Annotated in this window: 3 protein-coding genes; 2 read left to right on the forward strand and 1 reads right to left on the reverse strand. The window is 71.1% G+C overall.

Annotation, left to right across the window (positions count from 1 at the left end; translation table 11 throughout):
- Both G6018_RS11840 and G6018_RS11845 read left to right on the forward strand, forming a co-directional pair.
- Nucleotides 1-93, forward strand: a 93-nt coding sequence (locus G6018_RS11840) for an excalibur calcium-binding domain-containing protein (RefSeq protein WP_182639698.1), incomplete at its 5' end; no start/stop codon positions are given.
- An 88-nt stretch (nt 94-181) separates the two neighbouring features.
- On the forward strand, nt 182-1,093 hold the full coding sequence (locus G6018_RS11845) for a serine protease (protein ID WP_182609843.1): 912 nt from the start codon (nt 182-184) through the stop codon (nt 1,091-1,093).
- An 11-nt stretch (nt 1,094-1,104) separates the two neighbouring features.
- Here the strand turns inward: G6018_RS11845 and G6018_RS11850 are convergent.
- The coding region (locus G6018_RS11850) for a PadR family transcriptional regulator (protein ID WP_206685266.1) at nt 1,105-1,705 on the reverse strand (601 nt) is incomplete at its 5' end.

Raw genomic sequence — 1,705 nt, forward strand, 5'->3', positions numbered from 1 at the left:
GCACGCGCGGCAGGCGCGGCCCCGCTCATGCGGGGCGAGCCGGGGTACGCGCCGAAGCTGGACCGCGACAACGACGGGGTCGCCTGTGAATAGCGGGCATCACTGGTAGGACGTTCGCGGGCGGAGTAACGTTCACGACATCAGAACATGAAGATCTGTTCATATGGCTAAGGAAGCCGCCATGAACCAACGACTGACGACCGCATTGCCGCTCGCGGTGATGCTCGTGGCCACCGCGACGGCGTGCGTCCAGGGCGGCGGCGGAAACCCCCCGGCCGGCCAGAACGTCCCCGGGGTGATCGAATCCACCTCGCCCGCGGTGGAACCGACGTCCATGAATCCGCAGAAACTCGACGACTCGGTGGTGTTCCTCATGACCACCGTCTCCGGGTACGTCCTCGACCCGGGTGAGGGGGAGGGGGACGACGTCCGGTCCACCGAGGTGACGGCGGTACGGACCTGCACGGGGTGGATGGCCGGCGAGGACGGGGAGATCATCACCGCCGGGCACTGCGTCGGCCGGGATGAGGGCCGTGACGTCGTGATCTCCTCCTACCTCGACGACCACGACGTCGCCGACGAAGGATCCCTGGAGGCCGTGGTCGAGGTCCGGGTGATGGCCGGTCAGCCCGACATCGACGGCGCCACCATCACGGACTGGGTCCCTGTCCGGGTCGCCGACGTGATGCCGTTCGAGGACGGGGATCTGGCCCTGCTGCGGGTCGAGGCGACGGACTCGGGCTCGCGGCCGCCGGCGTTGGCGATAGCCGAGGAGGACCCGCAACCGGGCGACAGTGTCACCTCGATCGGCTTTCCCGGCGCCGGTGCCGACGTCTCGGAGGAGAAGGCAATCCAGCCCCCGTCGTTCAAGGCCGGCACCGTCTCCGCGCGGCCGGCCTCCGCGAGGGGGGTGGAGGGATACGAGATCGACGCCGACATCAGCCCCGGTATGGCCGGCGGGCCCACCGTCGACGGGTCGGGTCGGGTGGTGGGCGTGAACTCCTACGCCATCCGCGGCGGATGCCAGGCGTTCAACATCGTCACCGGCACCTCCGAACTTCGACGCTTTCTGGCCGACAACGGGGTGGGGTGACCGGCCGCTGCTCAGTCGCCGGCGTCGGCCAACAACCCGTAGAGACGCTTGCGTAGCGCGACCAGTTCCTCGGTGGCCGCGGTGCTGGTGGTCGGGTCGCCCGTCTGGACGACGGCCCGGACCGCCATGGCGGCCTCGCCGAACGCCTTCCAGAGGTCGGCGTCCCCGCCCAGTCGGGAGGTGGCCTCCTCGGTGGCGTCGTCCCACGGGGCGGGGCGGTCCGCGAGTGTCTCGAGCTCGACGCGACCGGCGTCGGTGAGCTGGTAGTGCTTGGGTCCGGCGTCCTCCGCGGGACCGATGAGGCCCTCGTCCTCCAATAGAGACAGGGCCGGGTAGACCGCGCCCGAGCTGGGGCGCCACGTGCCGCCACTGCGCTCGGCGAGCTCGCGGATGATCCCGTAGCCGTTCCGCGGTCCCTCGGCCAATAGCAGGAGCGTGCCGCGTCGGACGTCCCCTCGTCGTCGTCGCCTCTGGTGGCCGCGCCGCATCCCACGTCCCTCATCGAACGGGCCGAACGGGCCGCCCGGGCCGAAAGGTCCACCGGGCCCGAACGGGCCGCCCGGGCCGAACGGCCCACCAGGGCCGAAGGGTCCCGCGCCTCCGCCGTGCTCG

Origin of the sequence: Dietzia sp. DQ11-44, assembly GCF_014145205.1 — a bacterium.
Taxonomy (GTDB): domain Bacteria; phylum Actinomycetota; class Actinomycetes; order Mycobacteriales; family Mycobacteriaceae; genus Dietzia; species Dietzia natronolimnaea.